The following is a 20,943-nucleotide window of genomic DNA, read 5'->3' as shown; positions in this document are numbered from 1 at the left end:
GGCCTCCGCCTACAGCTTCATCAGGTTGCTGTCGTCGACCGAAGCGGAGTGCCTGGTCCGGAAGATGGAGACGATGATGGCGAGGCCGACCACGACCTCGGCCGCCGCGACCACCATCGTGAAGAACGCGATGATCTGGCCGTCCAAGGTCCCGTGCAGCCGGGAGAAGGTCACCAGGGCGAGGTTCGAGGCGTTCAGCATCAGCTCCACGCACATGAACAGCACGATCGCGTTGCGCCGCACCAGCACCCCGGCCGCGCCGATGGTGAACAACAGGGCCGCCAGGTAGAGGTAGTTGACCGGATTCACTCCGCGCCCTCCTCGTCGGCCGGGTGCTTCACGTGGTTCGCCGGCACCGGTTCACCGTTCACCGGGACGCGCCCGCGCCCGTTGTTCGCCGGGGCCCGCTCGCCGTTCGCCGGCACCGGCTCCAGCGACTTGCGCGGAGCGGCCACCGCCGGCCGCTCCGAGGACGGACGGCCCAGCCAGTCCGCCGTGGTGTTCTCCAGCTCCGCCATCCGCCGCAGCATCGCCTGGCTGACGTCCCGGACCTGACCGCGCTCGCGCAGCGTCGCCATCACCGAGTCCTCGGCGATCGTGCCGTCCGGCAGCAGCGCCGGGACGTCCACCGCGTTGTGCCGCGCGTACACGCCCGGCGCCGGCAGCGGCGGCACCTGGATGTTGTCCATGACCCGCTGCGCCGCCAGCTCTCGCTGGGTCTTGGGAGCCGTCACGTGCTCCCGGTGGGTCAGCACCATCGCACCGATCGCCGCCGTGATCAGCAGCGCGCCGGTGACCTCGAAGGCCCACACGTACCGGGTGAAGATCAGCCGGGCCAGGCCCGGCACGTTGCCCTCGGCGTTCGCCTCGGCCAGCCCGGTGAAGTGGTTCAGCTTCGCGTTGGCGATCCCGGCGATCAGCAGCACCCCGAAGCCCAGCCCGCACAGCGCCGCGGCGAACCGCTGGCCCTTCAGGTGCTCCTTCAGAGAATCCTCGCTGGTGACGCCGACCAGCATCACCACGAACAGGAAGAGCATCATGATCGCGCCGGTGTAGACCACGATCTGCACCACGCCCAGGAACACCGCGCCCTGGGCCATGTAACAGACCGCCAGCGCCAGCATGGTGGACGCCAGGCAGAGCGCGCTGTGCACGGCCTTGCGCATCGACACCATGCCGAGAGCGCCGCCGACCGCGATCACCGCGAGCACCCAGAACTGGACGGCCTCACCCGTGGAGGTCGTCCCGGTCGCTTCCGCCAGCCGCGCGATCACTGCCGCACCTCCTTCTCCCGGTCGGTGCGCTCCTGCTGGACCGTCCCCGGCGCCGCCGCGATGACCTCGCCCCGGTAGTAGGCGCCCTCGTCGGTGCCCGGGAAGATCTCGTGCGGGGTGTCGACCATGCCCTCGGACAGGCCCACCAGCAACTGCTCCTTGGTGAAGATCAGGTCCCGGCGGGAGGAGTCGGCCAGCTCGTACTCGTTGGTCATGGTCAGCGCCCTGGTCGGGCAGGCCTCGATGCACAGCCCGCACAGGATGCAGCGGGCGTAGTTGATCTGGTACACCGCGCCGTAGCGCTCTCCCGGGGAGTAGCGCTCCTCGTCCCGGTTGTCGGCGCCCTCCACGTAGATCGCGTCGGCCGGGCAGGCCCACGCGCACAGCTCGCAGCCGACGCACTTCTCCAGGCCGTCCGGGTGCCGGTTCAGCTGGTGGCGGCCGTGGAAGCGCGGAGCGGTGGGCTTCTTCTGCTCCGGGTACTGCTCGGTGAGCCGCTTCTTGAACATGGCCTTGAAGGTCACGCCGAAGCCGGCGGCCGGGCCGAGGATCGACGGGCGGTCGCCCCGCTCGGGGCGGTCCGTACGGTCGGACTGGTCGGACATCTCGGTTCAGCTCCCTTCGGAATGGTCGGCCCCGTTGAGGGCGTCCTGGAGTTGCTTCGGGGCGCGGCTGGGGCGGCGCGGCACCGGCGGGACCACCTGACCGGGCATCGGCGGGACCGGGTAACCGCCCGCCATCGGGTCGAACTCCTTCTCGGGTGGGGCCTCTTCGGGCTCCGGCTGCTTCTTCACGAAGTCCCGCAGCAGCGCCAGCAGCAGGATCACGCCGACCGGGGCGCCCACGTACAGCACCACCTCGCCGAAGCCGTAGCCCTCGTTGCGCAGCGCCCGCACGCTCGCGATCAGCACCAGCCACACCAGCGAGACCGGGATCAGCACCTTCCAGCCCAGCTTCATGAACTGGTCGTAGCGGAACCGGGGCAGCGTGCCGCGCAGCCAGATGAAGAAGAACAGCAGCAGCTGGATCTTCAGCGTGATCCAGAGCATCGGCCACCAGCCGTGGTTGGCGCCCTCCCAGAACGTCGACACCGGCCACGGGGCCCGCCAGCCGCCCAGGAAGAGGGTCGAGGCCACCGCCGAGACCGTCACCATGTTCACGTACTCGGCCAGCATGAACATCGCGAACTTCAGCGAGGAGTACTCGGTGTTGAAGCCGCCGACCAGCTCGCCCTCGGCCTCCGGCAGGTCGAACGGCGCCCGGTTGGTCTCGCCGACCATCGCGATGACGTAGACGATGAACGACACCGGCAGCAGGGCCGCGAACCAGGTCGGCTGCTGGTGCGCCACGATCTCCGAGGTCGACATCGAGCCGGAGTAGATGAACACCGCCGCGAAGGCCAGGCCCATCGCGATCTCGTAGCTGACCATCTGCGCGGCCGAGCGCAGCCCGCCCAGCAGCGGGTACGTCGAACCGGACGACCAGCCCGCCAGCACGATGCCGTAGATCCCGATCGAGGCCGTCGCCAGGATGTACAGCAGGGCCACCGGGAAGTCCGTCAGCTGGAGCGGCGTCCGGGTGCCGAAGATCGACACCTCGTTGGCGGCCGGGCCGAACGGGATCACCGCGAAGGCCATGAACGCGGGGATGGCGCAGACGATCGGGGCCAGGATGTAGACCACCTTGTCCGAGCCCTTGACCACCAGGTCTTCCTTCAGCGCCAGCTTCACGCCGTCCGCCAGCGACTGCAGCATGCCCCACGGGCCGTGCCGGTTGGGCCCGATGCGCAGCTGCATCCAGGCCACCACCTTGCGCTCCCAGACGATCGCGATCAGCACCGTCAGGACCAGGAAGGCGAAGCAGAACACCGCCTTCAGCAGCACCAGCCACCACGGGTCCTGCCCGAAGAAGTGGAGCGTCTCGTACGGCTGCGAAGTCATCGGTCCTCCCCTTCGCCCGCGGCTTCGTCCGCAGTGTCGGCTGGAGTGTCGGCTGGGGTGTCGGCGGCTTCGTCCGCGATGTCGGGGGCGGCCCCGGCCGTGGTCCCCGGCTCGGGCGCGGGTTCGGCCGTGGTTCCGAGTTCGGGCCCGGGCTCCGGCTCGGCCGCGGCGATCGAGACCAGGTGGCCGACGGTGGTGCCGAGCGCGCGGTGGGCGCCGCCCGGGGTGGAGTCGAGCGGGACCCAGACCGTGCGGTCCGGAACCGAGTCGGTGACCTCCAGCGGCAGGGTCAGCGAGCCGGCCGGGCCGGTCAGCCGCAGCGCGGCGGCCGCCTCGGCACCGATCTCCCTGGCCGTCTCCGCCGAGATCCGGGCCACCGCCCGGTGCCGGGTGCCCGCCAGGTGCGGATCCCCCTGCTGCAGCACGCCGTTGTCCAGCAGCAGGCGCCAGCCCGCCAGCACCGCCTGGCCCTCGGCCGGCCGGGGCAGCACCGCCGGGTGCTCGGCCGGATCGGCCGTGCGGTCGCCCTCCCAGGGGACGAACCGGTCCAGCTCCAGCCGGGCCGCCCGGACGTCCGGCAGGCCCAGCCGGTGGCCCAGGGCGTCCGCCAGCATGCTCAGCACCCGCAGGTCCGACTGGAGGTGGCGGCCCATCTGCTGGTCCGGCTTGAGCGCGGCCTCGAACATCCGCACCCGGCCCTCCCAGTCCAGGAAGGTGCCCGCCTTCTCCGCCACCGCCGCCACCGGCAGCACCACGTCCGCGTGCGCCGTCACCGCCGAGGGCCGCAGCTCCAGCGACACCAGGAACGGCACCGCCGCCAGCGCCTCGTCGGCCAGCGCCGGATCCGGCAGGTCGTCCGGGTCCACGCCGCCGACCAGCAGCGCGTCCAGCTCGCCCCGCACGGCCGCCGCCAGGATGCCGCCGGTGTCCCGGCCCGGCCGGGACGGCAGCTCGGCCCCGCCCCACACGGCGGCCGCCTCCGCCCGGGCCGCCGGAACGGCCACCGGACGGCCGCCGGGCAACAGGCCCGGCAGCGCGCCGGCCTCCACGGCCCCGCGCTCGCCCGCCCGGCGCGGCACCCAGGCGAGCTTCGCGCCGGTCGCGTGCGCCAGCCGCAGCACCGCCGTCAGCGCGCCCGGGACGGCGGCCAGCCGCTCACCCGCCAGGATCACCGCGCCCGGCGTGCGCAGCAGCTCGGCCGCCCGGCCCGCGTCGTCGTTCAGCGGCTCGTCCGCCGCCAGCGCCGCGAGCCACTCCGGCTCGGTGCCGGGCGCGGCCGGCAGCAGCGCACCGCGCAGCTTCGCCAGGCCCCGGGAGCCGTACGCGGCCACCGAGAACACCTTCAGACCCGCCGCCCGGGTCGCCTTGCGCAGCCGCAGGAAGACGATCGGCGACTCCTCCTCCGGCTCGAAGCCCGCCAGCAGCACCACCGGCGCCCGGTCGAGGTCCTCGTACGCCACCCCCGAGCCGTCCAGGTCGACGCCCCGGCCGGCCACCGCCGCGGCCAGGAAGTCGGCCTCCTCGCCGCTGTGCGGGCGGGCCCGGAAGTCCACGTCGTTGGTGCCCAGCACCACTCGCGCGAACTTCCCGTACGCGTAGGCGTCCTCGACCGTCACCCGGCCTCCGGCCAGCACCCCGGTCCGGGCCTCGCGCAGTCCTTCGGCCGCCCGGGCCAGCGCCTCCGGCCAGGAGGCCGGCACCAGCTCACCGTCCACCCGCACCAGCGGGGTGGTCAGCCGGTCCCGCAGCTGGGCGTAGCGGAAGGCGAAGCGGCCCTTGTCACAGTTCCACTCCTCGTTCACCGCCGGGTCCTCGCCGGCCAGCCGGCGCAGCACCTTGCCGCGCCGGTGGTCGGTGCGCTGCGCGCAGCCGGAGGCGCAGTGCTCGCACACGCTCGGCGAGGAGGTCAGGTCGAACGGGCGCGAGCGGAACCGGTACGCCGCCGAGGTCAGCGCCCCCACCGGGCAGATCTGGATGGTGTTCCCGGAGAAGTACGACTCGAAGTCGTCCCCCTCGCCGGTGCCGACCTGCTGCAGCGCCCCGCGCTCCACCAGGTCGATGAACGGGTCCCCGGCGATCTGCTGCGAGAAACGGGTGCAGCGCGCGCACAGCACGCAGCGCTCGCGGTCCAGCAGCACCTGGCTGCTGATCGGCACCGGCTTCTCGTAGGTGCGCTTCATGCCCTCGAAGCGGGAGTCGGCGGCGCCGTTGCTCATCGCCTGGTTCTGGAGCGGGCACTCACCACCCTTGTCGCAGACCGGGCAGTCCAGCGGGTGGTTGATCAGCAGCAGCTCCATCACGCCGCGCTGCGCCTTCTCGGCCACCGGTGAGCTGAGCTGGGTGCGCACCACCATGCCCTCGGCCACCGGGATGGTGCAGGAGGCGACCGGCTTGCGCTGGCCCTCGATCTCGACGATGCACTGGCGGCAGGCGCCGGCCGGGTCGAGCAGCGGGTGGTCGCAGAAGCGCGGGATCTGGGTGCCGATGGTCTCGGCGGCCCGGATCACCAACGTTCCCTTGGGGACCCGCACTTCGACGCCGTCGATGGTGAGCGTGACCAGTTCGACCGCGGTCTCGGAGGCGGTTGGCTCTGTGATCGTCACGCGTGCACCTCCCTTTCGGTGGCGGACTGGTGGCCGGGGCGGGGGCCGTCGGCCCAGACGGTGGAGGCGGCCGGGTCGAACGGGCAGCGGCGCTCGGCCAGGTGCTGCTCGTACTCGGCCCGGAAGTGCTGGAGCGAGGAGACGATCGGGCTGGCCGCGCCGTCGCCCAGGGCGCAGAAGGACTTGCCGTTGATGTTGTCGGCGATGTCGAGGAGCTTCTCCAGGTCCCCGTCGACGCCCTCGCCCGCCTCGATCCGCTTGAGCAGCTGGACCAGCCAGTAGGTGCCCTCGCGGCAGGGGGTGCACTTGCCGCAGGACTCGTGGGCGTAGAACTCCGTCCAGCGGGTGACCGCGCGCACCACGCAGGTGGTCTCGTCGAAGACCTGGAGCGCCTTGGTGCCGAGCATCGAGCCCGCCGCGCCGACGCCCTCGTAGTCCAGCGGGACGTCGAGGTGCTCGTCGGTGAACATCGGGGTGGAGGAGCCGCCCGGCGTCCAGAACTTCAGCCGGTGCCCGGCGCGGACACCGCCGCTGAGGTCGAGCAGCTGGCGCAGCGTGACGCCGAGCGGGGCCTCGTACTGGCCGGGGTTGGTGACGTGCCCGGAGAGCGAGTAGAGCGTGAAGCCGGGGGACTTCTCGGTGCCCAGGGCCTTGAACCACTCCTTGCCGCGGGCCAGGATCGGCGGCACCGAGGCGATCGACTCGACGTTGTTGACCACCGTCGGGCAGGCGTACAGGCCGGCGATCGCCGGGAACGGCGGCCGCAGCCTCGGCTGGCCCCGGCGGCCCTCCAGCGAGTCCAGCAGCGCCGTCTCCTCGCCGCAGATGTAGGCGCCGGCGCCGGCGTGCACGGTGATGTCGAGGTCGACGCCCGAGCCGAGGATGTTACGGCCCAGCAGCCCGGCGGCGTACGCCTCGGCGACGGCGGCGTGCAGCCGGCGCAGTACCGGGACGACCTCGCCGCGCAGGTAGATGAAGGCGTGGTCGCAGCGGATCGCGTAGGAGGCGATCACCATGCCCTCGATCAGCGCGTGCGGGTTGGCGAACAGCAGCGGGATGTCCTTGCAGGTGCCCGGCTCGGACTCGTCCGCGTTGACCACCAGGTAGTGCGGTTTGCCGTCGTTCTGCGGGATGAACTGCCACTTCATCCCCGTCGGGAAGCCGGCGCCGCCGCGGCCGCGCAGCCCCGAGTCCTTGACCAGGGCGATCACGTCGTCCGGCGGCATGGCGAGGGCCGCTTTGAGGCCCTCGTAGCCGTGGTGGCGCCGGTAGGTGTCGAGCGTCCAGGGGCGGGTGTCGTCCCAGGAGTCGGACAGCACCGGGGTGAGCAGCTTCTCGGCCGGCTCGGCAGAGGTCATCACGCCCCGCTCCCTTCGTGGCCGGCGCCCGTGGTGCCGTTGCCGGTGGCGCCATTGCCCGTGGCGCCGTTGCCCGTGGCGCCGTTGCCCGTGGCGCCGTTGCCCGTGGTGCCGTTGTCGGCCTGGCCGTTACCCTCGTGGCGGGGGGAGACCACCCTGGTGCCGGGGGTGCCGGGCAAGGCCTCGCCGCGGGCCAGCCGCAGGCCGGCCAGCGAGGGGGCGCCGCCGGCGCCGGACTCGTCGTTGGCGCCGGGGCGCTCGTCCGGGAAGCCGGCCAGGATCCGGGCGGTCTCCTTGAAGCCGCACAGCCGGGCGCCGCGGGTGGGCCTGACCTCGTGTCCGGCGCGCAGGTCGTCGACCAGCTGCCGGGCGCTCTCCGGGGTCTGGTTGTCGAAGAACTCCCAGTTGACCATCACCACGGGGGCGTAGTCACAGGCCGCGTTGCACTCGATGTGCTCGATCGAGACCTCGCCGTCCTCGGTGGTCTCGTTGTTGCGGATGCCCAGGTGCTCCTGGAGGTCGGCGAAGATCTGGTCGCCGCCGAGCACCGCGCACAGGGTGTTGGTGCAGACCCCGACGTGGTACTTCCCGGCGGGGCGGCGCCGGTACATGGTGTAGAAGGTCGCGACCGCGGTGACCTCGGCGGTGGTGAGGTCCAGTTGCTCGGCGCAGAAGCGGATCCCGGTCGGGCTGACGAAGCCCTCCTCGGCCTGCACCAGGTGGAGCAGCGGCAGCAGCGCCGAGCGGGACCGGGGGTAGCGGGCGATCAGCTCGGCGGCGTCGGCGGCCAGCCGGGCGCGCACCTCCTCGGGGTACGGTGCGGCCGGCAGTGCCGGCAGTCCGAGTTCGATGTTGGTCACCGGTCCACGCCTCCCATCACCGGGTCGATCCCGGCCACCGCGACGATCACGTCGGCCACCTGGCCGCCCTCGCACATCGCCGCCATCGTCTGCAGATTGGTGAACGACGGGTCCCTGAAGTGGACCCGGTACGGGCGCGTCCCGCCGTCGCTGACCACGTGCACGCCCAGCTCGCCCTTGGGCGACTCGATCGCCGTGTACGCCTGGCCGACCGGGACGCGGAAGCCCTCGGTGACCAGCTTGAAGTGGTGGATCAGGGCCTCCATCGAGGTGCCCATGATCTTGCGGATGTGGTCGAGGGAGTTGCCCATCCCGTCCGGACCGACGGCCAGTTGGGCGGGCCAGGCGATCTTCTTGTCCGCCACCATGACCGGGCCCGGCCGCAGCCGGTCCAGGCACTGCTCGACGATCCGCAGGGACTGCTTCATCTCCTCCAGCCGGATCAGGAAGCGGCCGTAGGAGTCGGCGCTGTCGGCGATCGCGACCTCGAAGTCGTAGTCCTCGTAACCGCAGTACGGGTCGCTCTTGCGCAGGTCGTGCGGCAGGCCGGTGGCCCGCAGGATCGGACCGGTGGCACCGAGGGCCAGACAGCCGGCCAGGTCCAGGAAACCGACGTCGACCAGCCGGGCCTTGAACACCGGGTTCCCGGTGGCGAGTTTGTCGTACTCGTGCATCCGGGAGCGGAAGACCTTGACCGCCTCGCGGATCTGGTCGACGGCGCCGGGCGGCAGGTCCTGGGCGAGGCCGCCGGGGCGCACGTACGCGTGGTTCATGCGCAGGCCGGTGACCAGCTCGAAGACGTCCAGGATCAGTTCGCGGTCCCGGAAGCCGTAGATCATCAGCGTGGTGGAGCCGATCTCCATGCCGCCGGTGGCCAGGCAGACCAGGTGCGAGGCGATCCGGTTGAGCTCCATCATCATCACGCGGATGACACTGGCCCGTTCCGGGACTTCGCCGGTGATGCCGAGCAGCTTCTCCACCGCCAGGCAGTAGGCCGTCTCGTTGAACAGCGGGGTCAGGTAGTCCATCCGGGTCACGAAGGTGGTGCCCTGGACCCAGCTGCGGAACTCCATGTTCTTCTCGATGCCGGTGTGGAGGTAGCCGATGCCGCAGCGGGCCTCCGTCACCGTCTCGCCGTCGATCTCCAGGATCAGCCGCAGCACCCCGTGGGTGGACGGGTGCTGGGGGCCCATGTTGACGATGATGCGTTCGTCGTCGGCCCGGCCGACCGCCTCGACCACCTCGCCCCAGTCGCCGCCGGTGACGGTGAAGACCCGGCCCTCGGTGGTGTCGCGGACGTCCGCCGCCTCGGTCTCGCCATAGTGCTGGGTGTTCATCAGCTGTACGACCTCCGCTGGTCGGGAGCCGGGATCTGGGCGCCCTTGTACTCGACGGGGATGCCTCCGAGCGGGTAGTCCTTGCGCTGCGGGTGACCCAGCCAGTCGTCCGGCATCATGATCCGGGTGAGCGCCGGGTGGCCCTCGAAGACCAGGCCGAAGAAGTCGTAGGCCTCGCGCTCGTGCCAGTCGTTGGTCGGGTAGACGCTCACCACGGACGGGATCCGCGGGTCGGCGTCCGGCGCGGTGACCTCCAACCGGATCAGCCGGCCGTGGGTGATCGAGCGCAGGTGGTAGACCGCGTGCAGTTCGCGGCCCTTGTCCCCGGGGTAGTGCACTCCGCTCACGCCGAGGCACAGTTCGAAGCGCAGCGCCGGGTCGTCGCGCAGGATCCGGACGGCCCTCAGCAGGTGGGCGCGGTCGATGTGGAAGGTGAGCTCTCCGCGGTCGACCACGGTCTTCTCGATCACCTCGACCGGGTCCAGGCCCTGCTCCTCCAGGGCGCCCTCCAGCTCGTCGGCGACCTCGTCGAACCAACCCCCGTAAGGGCGTTCGCTCGGACCGGGCAGCACGATCGGGGCGGCCAGGCCGCCGAAGCCGGAGGTGTCGCCGCTGCCCTTGGCCCCGAACATGCCCTGGCGGCGGCCGACCACCTCGACCGGGATCTCACGGGACGGCTGCTCGCGGCGGGTCTCGGGCACCTGCTCGTTCATCGCAGCTGCCCCCGCATCTCGCTGACCGGGGTGGCCTTGAGGGCGAGCGCCTCGCCCAGTTCCTCGGCCCGGCGCCTGTTCACGCCCAGTGGCTCGTGCTGGATCTTGTCGTGCAGCTTCAGGATGGCGTCCATCAGCATCTCCGGACGGGGCGGACAGCCGGGCAGGTAGATGTCCACCGGGACGATGTGGTCGACGCCCTGGACGATCGCGTAGTTGTTGAACATCCCGCCGGAAGAGGCGCAGACGCCCATCGAGATGACCCACTTGGGATTGGGCATCTGGTCGTACACCTGGCGCAGCACCGGGGCCATCTTCTGGCTCACCCGGCCCGCCACGATCATCAGATCCGCCTGCCGGGGGGAGCCCCGGAAGACCTCCATGCCGAACCGGGCCAGGTCGTAGCGACCGGCGCCGGTGGTCATCATCTCGATCGCGCAGCAGGCCAGACCGAAGGTGGCCGGGAAGAGTGACGCCTTGCGCACCCAGCCGGCGGCCGTCTCCACGGTCGTGAGCAGAAAGCCGCTCGGCAGCTTCTCCTCGATTCCCATCAGATCCCTCTCAATGCCCTCAAGTCGGCTGATACGTGGGCCGGTTCTGGCTTGTCCGCTCGTTCACAAGCGGGCGCGCAGCCGGCGGACGGGCGGCGTGGCCACCCCGCGCTCGGACCACCCCGCGCTCAGTCCCACTCCAGGCCGCCGCGACGCCACACGTAGGCGTACGCGACGAAGACGGTGGCGATGAACAGGAGCATCTCGACCAGCCCGAAGATCCCCAGGGCGTCGAAGGTCACCGCCCATGGGTAGAGGAAGACGATCTCGATGTCGAAGACGATGAAGAGCATCGCCGTCAGGTAGTACTTGATCGGGAACCGACCGCCGCCCACAGGCTGCGGGGTCGGTTCGATGCCGCACTCGTACGCCTCCAACTTGGCCCGGTTGTAGCGCTTCGGGCCGGTGAGTGAGGCCATCACGACGGAGCCGACCGCGAACGCCGCCGCGATGGCACCGAGTACGAGGATCGGCGCGTAGGCATTCATAGCCCCCGCTCCCTCCGTCCAGTCGTCCTTGACTGCAGATCGGAACCGGCAGGTCACCCTGCGGTGAACCCGCGTTCCAGTTCCCGAGATCCACCTCATGTGAGGCAGTTCACAAAGCCTGGAACGAGCGCATCCTATGCCCGTCCGCTTGTGATCTGCGACACGCAGTTCACCGCCATCTTTGTGATCTACGACACCATGTGAATGGTGCCGAACGCAGGCATGCCCAGATCTTTCAACGCAAAGCAGTCAAATGATCACAAGCAGTCGCATTTATCTGCGAAGCAGCTGGTCAGGGGCGCGTTCCTATATCAACTAGGCGACCGGCCAAGCAAATTTCCTGGCGTCATGTTGACGTGTTATAGCGGCTCACTCGCAGGGGTGGCGGGGGGTTGAACGCTCGCTTGACCCTTCGTTCACAAGCGCGCGAGCTCGGGGTGCGGTGGGGGTTCTCTCCCTCTCCCCCACCCGCCCGCACGCCTCCTCCTCCGCCCCCGCGCCGCCTCCGGCTGCCCCGTGCCGCAATGCCGTGTGGACGTACTCGTCCAGGTCGAAGGTGGTCACCACGATCACCTTGCACTGGTCGGCCGGCTGTCGGGTGACCTCCAGACCGTCGAGCTTCGGCGTTCTCCTTTAACGCGACATCTGTCGCATTAAAATGAGGACGAAAGGGCCGCCACCCCCCGGCCGGCCTCGACACGAGTGGAGCCGACCTTGCCCGAAGCCGCCCACCCCGAACCTGAGCCCCGCACCCCGGCCGTCTCCCGCCCCGGCGGCCGCAGCGCCCGGGTCCGGGCAGAGGTGGTCGCCGCCACGCTCGCCGAGGTCACCGAGCGCGGATACGACGGCCTCACCGTCGAGGCGGTCGCCTCCCGCTCCGGCACCCACAAGGCGACGCTCTACCGACGGTGGGGCGGGGTGGACGGCCTGGTCGCCGATGCTCTGGCGGCCTCCGCCGACCAACCCTGGCCGGTACCCGACGCCGGAGATCTCCAGCAGGACCTCCGCCTGATCACCCAGGAGGTCTTCACCGCCTTCACCGACCCGGAGCTCGGCCCGACGCCGACCGCGCTGATCTCCGCCGCCCAGCGCTCGGACACCGGAGCTGCCGCCCTGCGCTCCTTCTTCGCGGCCCGCCACCGCCAGGCCGCCGAGGTGGTCGAACGGGCCGTCACCCGGGGCGAGTTGTCCGTCGGAACGGACGGTGCCGAGGTGATCCGGGCCGCCACCGCACCGCTCTACTACCGGCTGTTCGTCTCCGGCGAGCCGCTGGACGCCCGCACCGCCCAGCGGGCAGCCGACGCCGCCGCCCTGGCCGCCCGAGCCGGGCTCTTCACGCCCACCTCGACTCCCCCGGAGCAGAACTGACGAATCGTCACGACACCACCGGTCCGAGGAACCACAGCCGCCCCACCCCCTACCGCATCCCCAACCGGACGTGGATGATTCCTCCATGACAACCCCGCCGTCCACCACCCCTCGGAAGGCCCGTCCCGTGAAGCGCACGCACTGGGCGCTGGTCGCCGCCGCCACCGTCCTCCCGCTCGTGGCGAGCACCGGCACCGCCATCGCGGACACCCCCGCGGCCGCCGCTCCCGCCGCCGGCTGCACCTACACACCGGCCGTCCCGGCGGACAACTTCAAGGGCATCCCGGTCTTCAACGCCAAGAAGGCGGCGAAGCCCTACAGCGCGACCTTGCGGACCAGCCAGGGCCAGATCACCTTCGAGGCGCTGACGGACAAGGCGCCGTGCACCACCTTCTCGTTCCGATTCCTCGCCGAGCACGACTACTTCGACCGCAGCCACTGCCACCGCCTCACCACCCAGCGGATCTACGTCCTCCAGTGCGGCGACCCGACCGGCACCGGCAGCGGCGGGCCCGGCTACTCATTCCCGGACGAGAACCTGACCGGCGCCACGTACCCGGCCGGCACCGTGGCCATGGCCAACGCCGGCCCCAACACCAACGGCAGCCAGTTCTTCTTCGTCTGGAAGGACACCAAGCTCTCCCCCGCCTACACCCCGTTCGGCCGGGTCACCGCCGGTCTGGACGTCCTCCAGAAGATCGCCGCCGGGGGCGAGGACGACCAGAACAACCCGGGCGACGGCTTCCCCACCCTCCCGGTGAACATCCGCAACGTGAAGATCAGCGCCCGCTGACCCGGGCGGGCCGGACAGCCCCGGCCCGCCACCACCGGCCGGCGCCCCCACCACCCGCGCTCCCGTACGGTGGCAGCACCAACGACGCCACACGGGAGCAGGAGCGACACCGCATGGACAGCCGGATCTGGGAGAGCGTCGACCACCTGGTCGCATGGCTGGACGAGCAGGGCACCCAGTCACCCCAGGAGGAGCGCCTGTTGCGCATCCTCAAGCTCTCCGAGGAGGTCGGCGAGGTCGGTGCGGCGGTGATCGGCGCCACCGGCCAGAACCCGCGCAAGGGCGTCACCCATACCTGGGAGGACGTCCAGCACGAGCTCTGCGATGTCGTCTTCTCCGCCCTCGTCGCCCTGCGGACCCTCACCCCCGACGCGGCCCGGGTCTTCGCCGAGCGCCTCGCCTACGTCGAACAGCGCTCCGCCGCCTCCCGCCAGGACCCCACGGGGCAGCAGCAGGAGGCAGCCGCGAAGGGGACGGCGACGCCGGAGACGATGTCGCCGGAGACGGCATCTCCAGAGTCGGACTAGGCGTTCGGCGCGACCTTGGCAAGGCCGTTGATCACGCGGTCCATCGCGTCGCCGCCCTGCGGGTCGGTGAGGTTGGCGAGCAGCTTCAGGGTGAAGCGCATCAGCATCGGGTGGGTGAGACCTCGCTGGGTGGCGAGCTGCATCACCTTGGGGTTGCCGATGAGCTTCACGAAGGCGCGGCCCAGGGTGTAGTAGCCGCCGTACACGTCCTTGAGGATGCGCGGGTAGGCCTGGAGGGCGCGCTCACGACCGGCGTCGGTGACCCGGGCGAGGGCCTGCACGATGACACCGGCGGCGATCTGGCCGGATTCCATCGCGTAGGCGATGCCCTCGCCGTTGAACGGGTTGACCATGCCGCCCGCGTCGCCGACGAGCAGCAGGCCGCGGGTGTAGTGCGGCTGCCGGTTGAAGGCCATCGGCAGTGCGGCGCCCCGGATCGGCTCGGTCATGTTCTCGGGGGTGTAGCCCCACTCCTCCGGCATGTTGGCGCACCAGGCCTTGAGCACCTCGCGCCAGTCCAGCTCGCCGAACGCCGGCGAGGAGTTGAGGATGCCGAGGCCGACGTTGGAGGTGCCGTCTCCCATGCCGAAGACCCAGCCGTACCCGGGAAGCAGCTTGCGCTGGCCCTCGCGGGTGTCCCACAGCTCCAGCCAGGACTCCAGGTAGTCGTCGTCGTGGCGCGGCGAGGTGAAGTACGTGCGGTAGGCGACGCCCATCGGGCGGTCCTCGCGCCGGTGCAGGCCCATGGCGAGCGAGAGCCGGGTGGAGTTGCCGTCGGCGGCGACCACCAGCGGGGCGCGGAAGGTGACCGGCCGCTTCTCCTCGCCGAGCTTGGCGGTGACACCGACGATCCGGCCGGTGCGCTCGTCCAGGACCGGACCGCTGACGTTGCAACGCTCGTAGAGCCGGGCGCCCGCCTTCTCGGCCTGACGCGCCAGCAGCTCGTCGAAGTCGGCGCGCTTGCGCACCAGACCGTAGTCGGGGAAGGAGGACAGCTCCGGCCAGTCCAGTTCCAGTCGGACGCCGCCGCCGATGATGCGCAGGCCCTTGTTGTGCAGCCAGCCGTTCTCGGTGGAGACGTCGATGCCCATGTCCACCAGCTGCTTGGTGGCGCGCGGGGTCAGGCCGTCGCCGCACACCTTCTCGCGCGGGAAGGCGGTCTTCTCCAGCAGCAGCACGTCCAGCCCGGCCTGGGCCAGGTAGTACGCGGTGGCGGAGCCGGCCGGGCCCGCACCGACCACGATGACGTCGGCCGTGCTCTCCACGGGGCTGTCCGGCTTCGTCAGATCGGCTGCGGTCTCGGACACCTGGACACACTCCTGGAACTGCGGCGGGGGGCGGATTCGTCTCCGGCAGTCTAGTTCCGCTCACTTCACCGGATGGGCACCCGCCCCCGACCGGGCATCCCGGCCCCCGCCCCCTGACCACGTTCTCCCGGCACCGGTCCCATCGGAGCCCGGTGCCGGCCGAGGACGGCTACGCGACCTTGTACGCCCGGTGCAGCGCGACGATCCCGCCGGTCAGGTTCCGCCAGGCGGCCTTCGACCAGCCGGCCTCCTGGAGCTTGGCGGCCAGCCCCGGCTGGTCCGGCCAGGCCCGGATGGACTCGGCGAGGTAGACGTACGCCTCCGGGTTGCTGCTGACGGCGGTGGCCACCGGCGGCAGCGCGCGCATCAGGTACTCGGTGTAGACCGTCCGGAACGGCGTCCAGGTCGGGGTGGAGAACTCGCAGATCACCAGCTTGCCGCCGGGCTTGGTGACCCGCAGCAGCTCGCTCAGCGCCGCGTCGGTGTCCTGGACGTTGCGCAGCGCGAAGGAGATCGTCACCGAGTCGAAGGTGTCGTCCGCGAACGGCAGCCGGGTGGCGTCGCCGGCGGTGAGCGCCAGCTCGGGGTGGCGGCGCTTGCCCTCGGTGAGCATGCCGACGGAGAAGTCGCACGGGACGACCGTCGCCCCGGCCTCCGCGAAGGGCAGCGAGGAGGTGCCGGTGCCGGCCCCGAGGTCGAGCACGAGGTCCCCCGGTCCGGCGGCCACCGCCTCGGCCACCGCCCGGCGCCAGGCGCGGGCCTGGCCGAGGGAGAGCACGTCGTTGGTGCGGTCGTACTTGGCCGCGACGTCGTCGAACATGGCGGCGACTTCGTGCGGCTGCTTGTCCAGAGAGGCTCGGGTCACGCCCCCATTGTTCACCCTCGCACGGACGCCCCGGCCAACGGGGCACGCCAACCCCGACCGCACCCTGACCTCACGCCCCGACCGCACAGCCCGACCGCACCCCGACCAAGCCCCGGGCCACGCCCACCAGCCGCACCCGCACGGCGCGGCCCCCACAGCGCGGCCCCGGCGGCACCCACCGGCGGCACCTTTCAGTGCTGGGCGCGCCGCCCGCCCGCCCGGCGCTTACGGCGGGACCGCTTGCCGTGCGTTATCGCCGGCATCCCGTCCGCCAGCGCCCCCGTCGCCAGGGCGATGTTCGCGGCCAGCTTCCCCTGCCCGCTGCGGACCGCGAGGGCCTTGTGGTGCCGCCGGATGCGCAGCACGCAGATCACGAAGAGCACGACGGCCACCGGCACGCTGAACCTGGCCAGGCCCACGCCGACCGGCTGCGGGTAGGTGTCGCCGCAGATCCGCACCGCGTTCGGGTCGTCGGCGGCGTGCTCCAGGCAGACCGCGTCGCCGACCTTGACGTGGTCCGAGAGCGGCAGCGCGGCCGCGGTGCGCGGCTGGCCCCCGGCCCGGTAGCTGACGGCGCTGTAGGTTCCGCCGCCGGTCGGGAGCTGGGTGACGACCCCCTCGGTTCTCACCGGGTGTGCCGCGATCCGGTCGGCCTGGTCGGCCTGGCGCCAACCCAGCAGGCACATGCCGACGGCCAGCACGGCGCTGAGCACGGCGGCGAGGTACCAACCACGGCCCATCCGCGGGGTGCGCGGCGGGGGAACGGTCGCGGTTCGCATGGTTCCTGTCCTGGCTTGCCGTCGGGACCGGGGACACGGCCCCGCCGCCCGCGGGGCACGGGCGGTGGTGTGGTGAGGGTACGGAGTGAGCTGTCCGGGATCGTATCCGCTGGCGGCCCCTCAGGTCACGACGAAGGCACAATCACTCTCCGGAACCGGCCTCGGACTTCGACCGCACACGAAGGAAGTCCCGTGCACCGCAAGGGAATCCGGCTACCGGCGAGTAAGTCGCACGCGCCGTGGCAGTGGCTTCACCGCCGCCGGTACACCAACCGCCCGCCCAGCACGGTGGCCAGGCACCCGCCCGCCGCCGGCACCGCGCTCCCGCCACCGGCAGCCCCGGCAGCCCCGGCGTTCCCGTCCCCCGCACTCACACCCACACCCACACCCCCGACCCCGCGAACCGCGAACACCGCGAAGTCCGCCCGCCCACCGGCCGCCACCCGCCCGTACACGGCCTCCGCGAACGGCAGGACGGCCAGCGGGTCCAGCGGCCCCTCAGTACCCGCAGGCCCCGCGGCACCCGGCAGCCCCACGACCCCCGAGCGCGCCACCGCCGTCCGCACCGAGGCCCGTTCGAAGGGCCCGGCCACCGCCGTCACCCCGTACCCGAGCATCCGCTGCAGCCCCCGCCGCGCGCTGGCCCCGCACCGCGTCTCGTCCGTGGACCCGGCCAGCCCGCCCGCCACCGGCTCGACACCGATCTCCTCCCGGGGGTCCGGGTGGTACGCCCGTTCCAGCAGCCAGTGCCCGTACGGATTGCGCAGCCCCGGGGCGAGCACGGCCGTGCCCCAGTCCCGCACCCGCGCGCCCGGGTGCGCGGCCGCCAGCTCCGCGTACGGCCCGACCGCCTCGATCAGCTCGCCACGCACCACCACCGCCCCGTCCACGATGGACGGGGCGGTGGGACCGGCCGGGTCGGGCAGCACGAACGCCGCCCGGTGCAGGGTCAGCACGGGACTCAGTTGTCCAGGATCTTCAGCTCCGGGTGCGCGGTGCCGCCCTCGATCGCCGTGGAGGAGATGTGCGAGGACACCCGCGCGTCGACCGGGTCGTCGGCCGGGTCGTCCAGCACCCGCAGGTGCTCGTACGTGGTCGAGCGCTGCGCCGGGACGCGGTCGGCGGCCCGGATCAGGTGGATCAGCTCGGTGAGGTTGGAGCGGTGCTTGGCGCCCGCCGCCGAGACGACGTTCTCCTCCAGCATCACGGAGCCGAGGTCGTCCGCGCCGTAGTGCAGCGACAGCTGGCCCGCCTCCTTGCCGGTGGTGAGCCAGGAGCCCTGGATGTGGGCGACGTTGTCGAGGAACAGGCGGGCGATCGCGATCATCCGCAGGTACTCGAAGACGGTGGCCTGGGTCGAGCCCTTCAGGTGGTTGTTCTGCGGCTGGTAGGTGTACGGGATGAAGGCCCGGAAGCCGCCGGTGCGGTCCTGGACGTCGCGGATCATCCGCAGGTGCTCGATCCGCTCGGCGTTGGTCTCGCCGGTGCCCATCAGCATGGTGGAGGTGGACTCGACGCCGAGGCCGTGGGCGATCTCCATGATCTCCAGCCAGCGCTCGCCCGACTCCTTCAGCGGGGCGATCGCCTTGCGCGGCCGCTCCGGCAGCAGCTCGGCGCCGGCGCCCGCGAAGGAGTCCAGGCCCGCCTTGTGGATCCGGGTGATCGCCTCCTCGACGGAGACGCCCGAGATCCGGGACATGTGCTCGACCTCGGAGGCGCCCAGCGAGTGGATCACCAGCTGCGGGAAGTCGGCCTTGATCGCCGAGAACGCGCGCTCGTAGTACTCCACGCCGTAGTCCGGGTGGTGGCCGCCCTGGAACATGATCTGGGTGCCGCCCAGCTCGACCGTCTCCGCGCAGCGGCGCAGGATCTCGTCGAGTTCGCGGGACCAGCCCTTGTCGCTCTTCGGCGGCACGTAGAAGGCGCAGAACTTGCACGCCGTCACGCAGACGTTGGTGTAGTTGATGTTGCGCTCGATGATGTACGTCGCGATGTGCTCGGTACCCGCGTAGCGGCGGCGGCGCACCGCGTCGGCGGCGGAGCCGAGCGCGTGCAGCGGCGCCGAGCGGTAGAGCTCCAGCGCCTCCTCCGGGGTGATCCGGCCGCCGGCGGCGGCCCGGTCGAGCACGGCCTTCAGGTCGGTGCTGGACGCATCGAGGGTGGTCGCTGCGAGCTCGGTCACCTGGCGGCCTTCTCTCTCTCAAGTGCTACTGGGGTACGGCCGAACCAGCCTACGCCAGCACATTCCGCCGCCTGCTCCAGCCCGCTGAACTGCGGCCGGACCACGCCGGCCCCCACCACGCCGGCCCCGCCGCACCGAGCCCCACCGCACCAGGCCCGGCCGCACCGAGCGCCGCCGGGCCCACCGCGCCGGGCCCGGCCGGCCCACCCCGCCGAGCGGTGGATCCGGCCGGGCCCCGGCTCCTGGTCCCTACTGCCCCACCGGCAGCGCCACCGGCTCCAGCAGCCGCACCGCCACGTCCGGAGCGAACCCGCTGTCGTGCGCGACCCGCCGGGCGAACTCCGCGACGCCGTCCAGCTGCCGCTCGCCGAGCGAGAAGTCGAGCGCCTCGCTGAAGTACCGCTCCAGCACGTCCGCCCCGAAGGTCTCCCAGCGGGCGGCCTGCTCGGCGACCTTGGCGGCCTCCACCAGCGACAGGTCGCGGGACTCCAGGAAGGCCCGGTGCACCGCGGCGGTCAGCTCCGGGGCCCGTTCGGCGAACTCGCGCCGCACCGCCCAGACCGCGAAGACGAACGGCAGGCCGGTCCACTCCTTCCACATCTCGCCGAGGTCGTGGACGGTCAGTCCGAGGTCGGCGGCCTGACCGAGGTAGGCGCGCAGCGCCGGGTCGCCGATCAGGACGGCGGCGTCCGCCTCGGCGAGCATCGCGCTGAGGTCCGGCGGGCAGCTGAAGTAGTCCGGGCGCACGCCCTCGCGCTCCTCCAGGAGCAGCCTGGCGAGCCGGACGGAGGTGCGGCTGGTGGAGCCGAGGGCGACCCGGCGGCCGTCGAGGTCGGCGAGCGGCACCTTGCTCACGATCAGGCAGGACATCACCGGGCCGTCGCTGCCGACCGCGATGTCCGGAAGGACCAGCAGGTCGTCCGCGTTGCGCAGGTACTCCACGCAGGTGATCGGACCGATGTCCAGGGCCCCGTCGACGAGCTGGTCGCTCAGCTTCTCCGGGGTGTCCTTGGTGAGGTCCAGATCGAGCAGGTTGCCGGTCCTGGCGAGCCCCCAGTAGAGGGGAACGCAGTTCAGGAACTGGATGTGGCCGACCCGCGGCCTGGCCGGGGTGTCCGTCGGCCTGGCCGGGGTGTCCGTCGAGCCGTCCGGACCGTGCTCCTGGGGCTCCCGCGTCCGCGCGTCCGGTGTTGGTGCTTCCGGTGCTGCCACTGCGCCGCTCCCTTGCTGTTCGTGCCTCCCCGCAGCGTATGCCCGCTGTCCGCGGCGGCTCGCACCGGCCGTCCGGACACGCCCGTTCAGGCTCCCCGGAGGGGTCTTTCCACGCCCGCTCCCGCCCTTGCGACACGCCTTACGACACGCGCCTTCCACACCGCAAATGACCTCTGGTCGTCACAGCGGCCGCATGCTAGCGTTGCCCTCAGTTGCAGTTTGATTCCCCTTGCAGTACTTGAAGCCTGCGGAGCATGTAACCGCAGGCTTTTTGTAGTTTTTCAGCAATATCGAAAAATTTCGGACTCGTCCGGAGGCAGGGCGATCAGCGCAGCGGACCGGGTGTCACACGGTGTGGCCCCCGACACGCATCGCAAGGAGAACGGCATGGCTCAGGGAACCGTCAAGTGGTTCAACGCTGAGAAGGGCTTCGGCTTCATCGCCCAGGAGGGCGGCGGCCCCGACGTCTTCGTTCACTACTCCGCCATCAACGCGAACGGCTTCCGTTCGCTGGAGGAGAACCAGACGGTCACCTTCGACGTCACCCAGGGCCCCAAGGGCCCGCAGGCGGAGAACGTCACCGCTGTCTGACGATCCTCTGATGATCTGATCGCTCGGGACCCGCACGGGTCCGTCGGCGGCTCCCGACAGCCGCCACCATGAGCACAAGAGCAGTACCCAAGGGGGCCCGCCGATCCGGCGGGCCCCCTGCCTTTTCGAGTCGCGCTTCGAACGGGAAGTTCGGACACGGATCGAGGGAATGCGGAAAGGGCCCTCTCCCGGCAC

General features: G+C 71.4%; 20 protein-coding genes and 2 pseudogenes. 4 read left to right on the top strand and 18 right to left on the bottom strand.

Annotation, left to right across the window (positions count from 1 at the left end; all coding sequences use genetic code 11):
• Positions 1 to 9 precede the first annotated feature (9 nt).
• The 12 genes and pseudogenes from nuoK to ACFRMQ_RS05905 all read right to left on the bottom strand — a co-directional run.
• On the bottom strand, positions 10 to 309 hold the full coding sequence (gene nuoK / locus ACFRMQ_RS05960; protein WP_380727381.1) for an NADH-quinone oxidoreductase subunit NuoK: 300 nt from the start codon (positions 307 to 309) through the stop codon (positions 10 to 12).
• A complete protein-coding gene (locus ACFRMQ_RS05955; RefSeq protein ID WP_380727422.1) occupies positions 306 to 1,271 on the bottom strand; it encodes an NADH-quinone oxidoreductase subunit J in 966 nt (321 codons plus the stop codon). Before ACFRMQ_RS05955 ends, nuoK begins: the two co-directional genes overlap by 4 nt.
• Positions 1,271 to 1,879, bottom strand: coding sequence for an NADH-quinone oxidoreductase subunit NuoI (gene nuoI, locus ACFRMQ_RS05950; protein ID WP_380727379.1), 609 nt, complete (start codon positions 1,877 to 1,879; stop codon positions 1,271 to 1,273). Before nuoI ends, ACFRMQ_RS05955 begins: the two co-directional genes overlap by 1 nt.
• 6 nt (positions 1,880 to 1,885) lie before the next feature.
• Positions 1,886 to 3,214, bottom strand: a complete 1,329-nt coding sequence (nuoH, locus tag ACFRMQ_RS05945; protein WP_380727377.1) for an NADH-quinone oxidoreductase subunit NuoH — start codon at positions 3,212 to 3,214, stop codon at positions 1,886 to 1,888.
• A gap of 146 nt (positions 3,215 to 3,360) precedes the next feature.
• Positions 3,361 to 5,817 (bottom strand): annotated as a pseudogene (locus tag ACFRMQ_RS05940) (NADH-quinone oxidoreductase subunit G); the annotation flags it as partial.
• Positions 5,814 to 7,175 (bottom strand): NADH-quinone oxidoreductase subunit NuoF, encoded by a 1,362-nt coding sequence (nuoF, locus tag ACFRMQ_RS05935; protein ID WP_380727375.1) that lies wholly within the window; start codon positions 7,173 to 7,175, stop codon positions 5,814 to 5,816. The pseudogene ACFRMQ_RS05940 and the gene nuoF, both read right to left, overlap by 4 nt.
• Positions 7,175 to 8,035, bottom strand: a complete 861-nt coding sequence (gene nuoE / locus ACFRMQ_RS05930) for an NADH-quinone oxidoreductase subunit NuoE (RefSeq protein ID WP_380727373.1) — start codon at positions 8,033 to 8,035, stop codon at positions 7,175 to 7,177. The genes nuoF and nuoE overlap by 1 nt, the downstream gene beginning before the upstream one ends.
• Positions 8,032 to 9,372, bottom strand: coding sequence for an NADH-quinone oxidoreductase subunit D (locus tag ACFRMQ_RS05925; protein ID WP_380727371.1), 1,341 nt, complete (start codon positions 9,370 to 9,372; stop codon positions 8,032 to 8,034). Before ACFRMQ_RS05925 ends, nuoE begins: the two co-directional genes overlap by 4 nt.
• Positions 9,372 to 10,085 carry an NADH-quinone oxidoreductase subunit C gene (locus tag ACFRMQ_RS05920; protein ID WP_380727369.1) on the bottom strand — a complete coding sequence of 238 codons (714 nt, stop codon included), beginning with the start codon at positions 10,083 to 10,085 and terminating at the stop codon, positions 9,372 to 9,374. Before ACFRMQ_RS05920 ends, ACFRMQ_RS05925 begins: the two co-directional genes overlap by 1 nt.
• Positions 10,082 to 10,636, bottom strand: coding sequence for a NuoB/complex I 20 kDa subunit family protein (locus ACFRMQ_RS05915; RefSeq protein WP_380727367.1), 555 nt, complete (start codon positions 10,634 to 10,636; stop codon positions 10,082 to 10,084). The genes ACFRMQ_RS05920 and ACFRMQ_RS05915 overlap by 4 nt, the downstream gene beginning before the upstream one ends.
• Positions 10,637 to 10,764: 128 nt before the next feature.
• A complete protein-coding gene (locus tag ACFRMQ_RS05910) occupies positions 10,765 to 11,124 on the bottom strand; it encodes an NADH-quinone oxidoreductase subunit A (RefSeq protein WP_030060100.1) in 360 nt (119 codons plus the stop codon).
• Between the two features lie 504 nt (positions 11,125 to 11,628).
• A pseudogene (locus ACFRMQ_RS05905) lies at positions 11,629 to 11,754 on the bottom strand (DNA-binding response regulator); the annotation flags it as partial.
• Positions 11,755 to 11,838: 84 nt separating this feature from the next.
• Here ACFRMQ_RS05905 and ACFRMQ_RS05900 point away from each other — a divergent pair.
• The 3 genes from ACFRMQ_RS05900 (at position 11,839) to ACFRMQ_RS05890 (ending at position 13,812) form a co-directional block, all read left to right on the top strand.
• Complete coding sequence (locus tag ACFRMQ_RS05900; protein ID WP_380727365.1) at positions 11,839 to 12,492, top strand: TetR/AcrR family transcriptional regulator; 654 nt, start codon at positions 11,839 to 11,841, stop codon at positions 12,490 to 12,492.
• 127 nt (positions 12,493 to 12,619) lie between these two features.
• Complete coding sequence (locus ACFRMQ_RS05895) at positions 12,620 to 13,285, top strand: peptidylprolyl isomerase (RefSeq protein ID WP_380727363.1); 666 nt, start codon at positions 12,620 to 12,622, stop codon at positions 13,283 to 13,285.
• A 113-nt stretch (positions 13,286 to 13,398) separates the two neighbouring features.
• Positions 13,399 to 13,812 (top strand): MazG-like family protein, encoded by a 414-nt coding sequence (locus tag ACFRMQ_RS05890; RefSeq protein ID WP_380727361.1) that lies wholly within the window; start codon positions 13,399 to 13,401, stop codon positions 13,810 to 13,812.
• Here ACFRMQ_RS05890 and ACFRMQ_RS05885 read toward each other — a convergent pair.
• From ACFRMQ_RS05885 to ACFRMQ_RS05860, 6 genes are all read right to left on the bottom strand, one after another.
• A complete protein-coding gene (locus ACFRMQ_RS05885) occupies positions 13,809 to 15,098 on the bottom strand; it encodes a geranylgeranyl reductase family protein (protein ID WP_380727420.1) in 1,290 nt (429 codons plus the stop codon). The genes ACFRMQ_RS05890 and ACFRMQ_RS05885 overlap by 4 nt on opposite strands.
• Positions 15,099 to 15,288: 190 nt before the next feature.
• Positions 15,289 to 15,984, bottom strand: a complete 696-nt coding sequence (locus ACFRMQ_RS05880; protein ID WP_380727359.1) for a demethylmenaquinone methyltransferase — start codon at positions 15,982 to 15,984, stop codon at positions 15,289 to 15,291.
• A 191-nt stretch (positions 15,985 to 16,175) separates the two neighbouring features.
• A complete protein-coding gene (locus ACFRMQ_RS05875; protein WP_380727356.1) occupies positions 16,176 to 16,763 on the bottom strand; it encodes a hypothetical protein in 588 nt (195 codons plus the stop codon).
• 251 nt (positions 16,764 to 17,014) lie between these two features.
• Positions 17,015 to 17,719 (bottom strand): hypothetical protein, encoded by a 705-nt coding sequence (locus ACFRMQ_RS05870; RefSeq protein ID WP_380727354.1) that lies wholly within the window; start codon positions 17,717 to 17,719, stop codon positions 17,015 to 17,017.
• 5 nt (positions 17,720 to 17,724) lie between these two features.
• The gene (mqnC, locus tag ACFRMQ_RS05865) at positions 17,725 to 18,945 is read right to left on the bottom strand and encodes a cyclic dehypoxanthinyl futalosine synthase (protein WP_380727352.1); all 1,221 of its coding nucleotides are present in this window, start codon (positions 18,943 to 18,945) and stop codon (positions 17,725 to 17,727) included.
• A 249-nt stretch (positions 18,946 to 19,194) separates the two neighbouring features.
• Complete coding sequence (locus ACFRMQ_RS05860; RefSeq protein WP_380727417.1) at positions 19,195 to 20,031, bottom strand: menaquinone biosynthetic enzyme MqnA/MqnD family protein; 837 nt, start codon at positions 20,029 to 20,031, stop codon at positions 19,195 to 19,197.
• Positions 20,032 to 20,544: 513 nt separating this feature from the next.
• On the opposite strand from ACFRMQ_RS05860, the gene ACFRMQ_RS05855 reads away from it, so the two are divergent.
• The gene (locus tag ACFRMQ_RS05855; protein ID WP_189920031.1) at positions 20,545 to 20,748 is read left to right on the top strand and encodes a cold-shock protein; all 204 of its coding nucleotides are present in this window, start codon (positions 20,545 to 20,547) and stop codon (positions 20,746 to 20,748) included.
• The last annotated feature ends 195 nt before the right edge of the window (positions 20,749 to 20,943 follow it).

Source organism: Kitasatospora sp. NPDC056783, from assembly GCF_042789895.1.
Lineage (GTDB): Bacteria > Actinomycetota > Actinomycetes > Streptomycetales > Streptomycetaceae > Kitasatospora.
The sequence above is the reverse complement of the archived record's forward strand: the minus strand, read 5'-3'. Positions and strand labels throughout refer to the sequence as shown.